The sequence below is a fragment of the Pseudomonas emilianonis genome, from assembly GCF_023072625.1.
Lineage (GTDB): Bacteria > Pseudomonadota > Gammaproteobacteria > Pseudomonadales > Pseudomonadaceae > Aquipseudomonas > Aquipseudomonas paraveronii.
In genome coordinates this window covers 1-5151 of the sequence record NZ_JAKNRV010000353.1, presented here as the reverse complement: position 1 = coordinate 5151, position 5151 = coordinate 1, and the positions used below count along the sequence as shown (strand labels likewise).

Annotated in this window: 6 protein-coding genes; all 6 read right to left on the bottom strand. The window is 63.0% G+C overall.

Features of this window, described 5'->3' with window-relative positions; translation table 11 throughout:
- Positions 1 to 343, bottom strand: a 343-nt coding sequence (locus tag L9Z73_RS24865) for an ATP-binding cassette domain-containing protein (protein WP_247406726.1), incomplete at its 3' end; no start/stop codon positions are given.
- Positions 340 to 1350, bottom strand: coding sequence for a branched-chain amino acid ABC transporter permease (locus L9Z73_RS24860; protein ID WP_247406724.1), 1011 nt, complete (start codon positions 1348 to 1350; stop codon positions 340 to 342). The genes L9Z73_RS24860 and L9Z73_RS24865, both read right to left, overlap by 4 nt.
- A 1-nt stretch (position 1351) precedes the next feature.
- A complete protein-coding gene (locus L9Z73_RS24855; protein WP_247406721.1) occupies positions 1352 to 2212 on the bottom strand; it encodes a branched-chain amino acid ABC transporter permease in 861 nt (286 codons plus the stop codon).
- 57 nt (positions 2213 to 2269) lie between these two features.
- Positions 2270 to 3472 (bottom strand): ABC transporter substrate-binding protein, encoded by a 1203-nt coding sequence (locus tag L9Z73_RS24850; protein WP_247406718.1) that lies wholly within the window; start codon positions 3470 to 3472, stop codon positions 2270 to 2272.
- Between the two features lie 240 nt (positions 3473 to 3712).
- A complete protein-coding gene (locus tag L9Z73_RS24845) occupies positions 3713 to 4480 on the bottom strand; it encodes a FadR/GntR family transcriptional regulator (protein ID WP_247406715.1) in 768 nt (255 codons plus the stop codon).
- 107 nt (positions 4481 to 4587) lie between these two features.
- Positions 4588 to 5151, bottom strand: a 564-nt coding sequence (locus L9Z73_RS24840; protein WP_247406712.1) for an alpha/beta hydrolase, incomplete at its 5' end; no start/stop codon positions are given.

Sequence of the window (5151 nt, the reverse complement as noted above, 5' to 3'; positions counted from 1 at the left end):
AATTCAAGGCGCGTACACCGTCGCGCCCTTGGGCGGCCAGGCGCAGGTTTTCGCGCACGCTCAGGTTCTGGAACAGGCTGGTGAGCTGGAACGAACGCGCCATGCCCAGGCCGACGCGGGCGTGGGCCGGTTTGCGCATCAGGTTCTTGCCGTCGAAATGGATCGCCCCGCCAGTGGCCTGGCGCTCGCCGGTCAGGCAGTGGAACAGGCTGGTCTTGCCCGCGCCGTTGGGGCCGATGATGGTGTGGATGGTGCCGGCTTCGACCTTGAGGTTGACGCCGTTGACCGCATGGAACGCACCGTAGGCGAGTTCCAGGTCTTTGGTTTCCAGCAGGATGCTCATAGCCCTTGCTCCTTGGCGACGACGGCAGCTTTGCGGCGGCCGCGCACGTTCTCGAACAGCGACGCCAGGCCGCCCCACAACCCGCCACGCATGAAGATCACCACCAGGATTAGGATCACCCCCAGCAGCATCAGCCAGCGCGGCCACAGGTCGGAGAGGAAATCCCCCAGCAGCACGATGGAACCGGCGCCCAGCAACGAACCGAACAGCGAGCCGGTGCCGCCGACGATGGTCATGATCAGGATGTTCTCGGACATCGCCAGGTCGATATTCGACAGCGGCACAAAGTGCAACAACATGGCGTACAGCGCCCCGGCAATCCCGGTGACCGCGCCGGACAGCACGAACACCAGGATCTTGAAGTGGCGCGTGTCATAGCCGATGGCCGAGGCACGGGTTTCGTTTTCGCGGATCGCCATCAGCGTGCTGCCGAACGGCGAGGCAATGACGCGGCGTGCGCCGATGAAGATCAGCAGGAACAGCACCGCGACAAAACCGTAGAACGCGCGGGCGTCGGCCAACGACAGCAAAACGCTGTCGCCGATGCGGATCTCCGGGCGCGGTACGCTGAGCAGGCCGTTGTCGCCGCCGGTCCAGTCGCTCAAGGTGTAGGCCACGAAGTACGCCATCTGGCTGAACGCGAGCGTCAGCATGACGAAGTAGATGCCGGTGCGGCGGATCGCCAGGGCGCCGACCAGCAGCGCGAGGAAACCGCCGGCAATCGCAGCGCCCAACAGGGCCGTGAACAAGCCCATTTGCAGATGGATCATCAGCAGTGCCGCGCAGTACGCGCCGGCACCAAAGAAGATGCCTTGGCCGAACGACAGTAGCCCGGTGTAGCCCAGCAACAGGTTGCAGGCCAGGGCGGCCATGGCAAAGATCAGGATCTCGCTGGCCAGGGTCGCCGAGGGCAGGATCAGCGGCAGGCCGATCAGCACTGCCAGCACCCACAGCAACATCGCTTTGGATTGGGTCTTGGCAAACGGCAGGGGGTTTTTCTCGCTCATGTCAGGCTCTCCCGAACAGGCCGTAGGGGCGCACCAGAATCACCACGGCCATCGCGCCGTAGATCATCAGGCTCGCACCCTGGGGCCAGAGTGTGGTCATCAGGCTTTGCACCACGCCCACCAGCAAACCGCCGACCAGCGCGCCGCTGAAGGAGCCCATGCCGCCGATGACGACAACCACAAAGGCGATCCCGAGAATTTCCGGGCCGACAAAGGGCTGGGCGCCGCGCAACGGTGCGAACAATACGCCCGCCATGCCGGCCAGGCCGACGCCTAAGGCAAAGGTCATGGAGAACAGGCGGAAGATATTCGTGCCGAGCAGCGATACGGTTTCGGTGCTCTCACTGCCGGCGCGCACCAGTGCGCCGAAGCGTGTGCGTTCCAGCAGCAGCCACAGGCCCAGGCCCACCAGCCCGGAAAACACGATGAGGAACAGGCGGTAGTAGGGATAGACGAAATCGCCCAGCACCAGCACCCCGCGCAGCAGGTCCGGCACGGCGACGCTTTTGCCCACCGGGCCCCAGATCATCACGCTGGCTTCCTGGATGATCAGCGCGATCCCCAGCGTCACCAGGATCTGGAACATGTGCGGCAAGTGATAAATCCGCTGGATTAGCAAGCGCTCGATCACCCACGCCAGCGCGGCCACCACCAGCGGTGCGAGCAGCAGCGCCAGCCAGAAGCTGCCGGTGAGGCTCACGGCGGTGTAGCAGATGTACGCGCCGAGCAGAAAGAACGCGCCGTGGGCGAAGTTGACGAAGTTGAGCAGGCCGAAAATGATCGTCAGCCCGACCGCGATCAGGAAGTAGATCATCCCCAGGCCAAGGCCATTGAGTATCTGGAACAGGTAAAGATTGAGCATGCAGGAACCCTCGGCAGGAAGCCGCTCGCGCGGCCCTGCGGTGCAATATTCAGGGGGTCAGGCGAGCGTGCAGCCCGTGGCCTCGACCGGCGGGAATGACTGGCCGGCGCTGAGCACCTTGGCCAGGTCGTCCTTGTCGGCCATGTCGGCAGCGGCCTTGCCGATCAGCAGGTAGTAATCCTTGATCACCTGGTGGTCGCCGGCGCGGATCGACTCCTTGCCGGTGGGGCCCTCGAAACTCAGGCCCTGCATGGCCTTGGCCACGGTCGGCCCATCGAAGCTGCCGGTGGCGATGATGGTATCGAGCATGACCTTGGTGCTGATGTAGTCGGCGGCCAGCGGGTAGGTGGGGTTGATGCCGTACTTGGCCTGGGTCAGCTTGACCAGTTCGCGGTTGAGCGGGCTGTCGACCTGGTGCCAGTACTGCGCGCCGAGGTACACGCCTTCGAGTATGTCGCTGCCCAGTTCCTGGAACTGGTCGAGGCCGGCGGACCACACCAGCAGCACTTTCATGCGCTCCTTGATCCCGAAGTTGACCGCCTGGCGCAGGGTGTTGGACGACTGGCTGCCGAAGTTGAGCAGCACCAGCACGTCGGGTTTGGTGGAGATGGCGTTGGTCAGGTAGCCGGAGAATTCCTGCTCCTGCAGCGAGTGGTAGCTGTTGCCGACGTGTTCCAGGCCGTGTTCCTTAAGCACGTTTTTGGCGCCTTCGAGCAAGGCTTCGCCGAACACGTATTGTGGGGTGATGGTGTACCAGCGCTTGGCGTCCGGCAGCAGCTTGATCAGCGGCACCAGGGTTTCGCGGATCGCGCCGTAGGTGGGCACCGACCAGCGGAAGGTCGCGCGGTTGCAGTCTTTGCCGGTGACTTCATCGGCACCCACCGGGGTCATGAACACGCCGCCGGCCTTGTCGACTTCCTTGGCCACCGCCAGCGCCGATGATGACAAGGTGCAGCCCTGGAAGAACCGCGCGCCGTCCTGCGCAATCGCTTCCTGCACCTTGCGTACTGCCTTGCCCGCGTTGCCTTCGGTGTCGATGACCTTGTAGTTCAGCGGGCGCCCGAGAATCTCGGGGTGCTGCTCCACCGCCAGGCGCGAACCCATGTCGGCAAACTTGCCATAGCTGGCAAAGGCGCCAGACATGGACTTGAGGCCGTAAAGGGTAAAGGGCTCGGCGGCGAATGCCGAACGCACGCTCAGCGGAAGGCTGAGGGCGGAGGCGAAGGTGAGGCTGGCTTTCAATAACGTTCGACGCTGCATGGGGTGACTCCCTGGTTTAGTTATTGGCAGGAGTGGCAATGGCGATACGGTGGAGCAGGGCCTGTGGGCAGGCCTGTTATTGGGGGTGACGCAGTGTGCGGGTTGGAATGCAGTCAACTGTGGGAGGGGCGGTGCGACGATTCGACTTGCTCCCGATAGCGGTGTGTCAGTCGATATAAATGTTGGCGGTGCCGGCCTCATCGGGAGCAAGCTCCCTCCCACATTGGATCTGGGGTGTTCTTAAGAGTGATCGAACTCCAGTAGAAAGTGCGGGCTGACCTGGCCTTCGAGGGCGGTCATATGGTGTTCGGCGTCGCACATGTGTTCATGCATCAGGCTGCGCACCGCGCTTTCATCGCCTGTGCGAAAGGCGTTCAACAGTTGCTTGTGATAGTCGAGGTTGGCCGCGTCGAACTGCTTGCGCTTGGGCTTGTAGGCTTTTTTCAGCACCACCAGGTCGCGCAGCAGGTCGTTGAGAAACTGCGCCATAAAGCTCAGCAACGGGTTGGGGCAGGCCTTGGCCAACAGGTTGTGGAACTCCAGTTCCGCCAGGCGTTGTTCGCGCTGGCCGGCCTCGCTGTCTTCCGGCGCACTGCAAAAATCCACGTTGGCCTGCAGGGCCAGGTAGTCGTCCTCGCTCAGGCGCCCGAGCACCGACACCGCCAGTTCCACTTCGATGACCTTGCGCAATTGGTACACCTGCTCGCCATCCAGATGCTGGAAGTGCAGGTAATTGCGCAGCGCGCGGCTGGCCGGTTCGGTGCCGGCCTGGTTCAGGTAAGCCCCGCCGCTGGGGCCGGTGCGCGTGCTGACCAGGCCTTCGACTTCCAGGGCCTTGAGCGCTTCGCGGGCCGAGCCCTTGGAGCACTGGAAACTTTCCATCAGCTCGCGCTCGGTGGGCAGGCGGTCGCCGGGCTTCAAGGCGTCGGTGACGATGGAGCGCTTGACCGACTCGACAATCACGTCGGACAGCTTCTGGCGTTTGCGTCGTAGCGGGCGAGTGAGCATGGGGTCTATTTATCGTATTAATGCGGATAAATAGCACTTAATAACGATTGGGCCGTAGCGTCAACGCAGGGTGTCGTTTCTGGTATGGAAAGGTCGTAAACGGAGATTCATTGCACAGTGGCATCCGTACACACCGTCGAACGCGGCGGTTTGTTTCCATGCACCAGATAATCGCCTACCCACTGGTTCACACAGGCACTCACGCCGCTGAACGAAACCCCGTGGGCATAGGCGTTCTTCAGCTGTACGCGGCTCGCCGGGAACGTGCGCTCAAAGGCCCAGGCGGCGCCGGTGGACGGGGTGTGGTCGTCGAATTCGGCCTGCACCATCAGCAGGCTGTCGAGCCGGGCGAGTTCCTTGTGAGGCAAGCCCTTGCTGTGGTTTCGCGGCCAGGTGGTGCATTGGCGCGCCTCAAGGGCGCTGCCGGCGACCGGGTACTTGGTGAGCGATTCGGTTTCTTTTTGCTGCCAAAGGTCTTCGCTGGAGTAGGTCGAGTCGTTGCACAGAATCGCGGTTTTGACCGAGTCGGCGGCCGACATGCGCAACGGCCCAGGCCTCGGCACGTTGGCCTGCAAGGGTTCGCGCACGCGCTGCAGCAGCAGGCTGAACATCGACTTGGCACGCTCTTCGATGACCGGGTCGGGGCTGAAGCGATGCGAAAAGAAACCGAA

Excerpts from the sequence above, each read along its gene's own strand:
- L9Z73_RS24855 (WP_247406721.1), bottom strand. The coding sequence starts at position 2,212 with ATGCTCAATCTTTACCTGTTCCAGATACTCAATGGCCTTGGCCTGGGG.
- L9Z73_RS24860 (WP_247406724.1), bottom strand. The coding sequence starts at position 1,350 with ATGAGCGAGAAAAACCCCCTGCCGTTTGCCAAGACCCAATCCAAAGCG.
- L9Z73_RS24845 (WP_247406715.1), bottom strand. The coding sequence starts at position 4,480 with ATGCTCACTCGCCCGCTACGACGCAAACGCCAGAAGCTGTCCGACGTG.
- L9Z73_RS24850 (WP_247406718.1), bottom strand. The coding sequence starts at position 3,472 with ATGCAGCGTCGAACGTTATTGAAAGCCAGCCTCACCTTCGCCTCCGCC.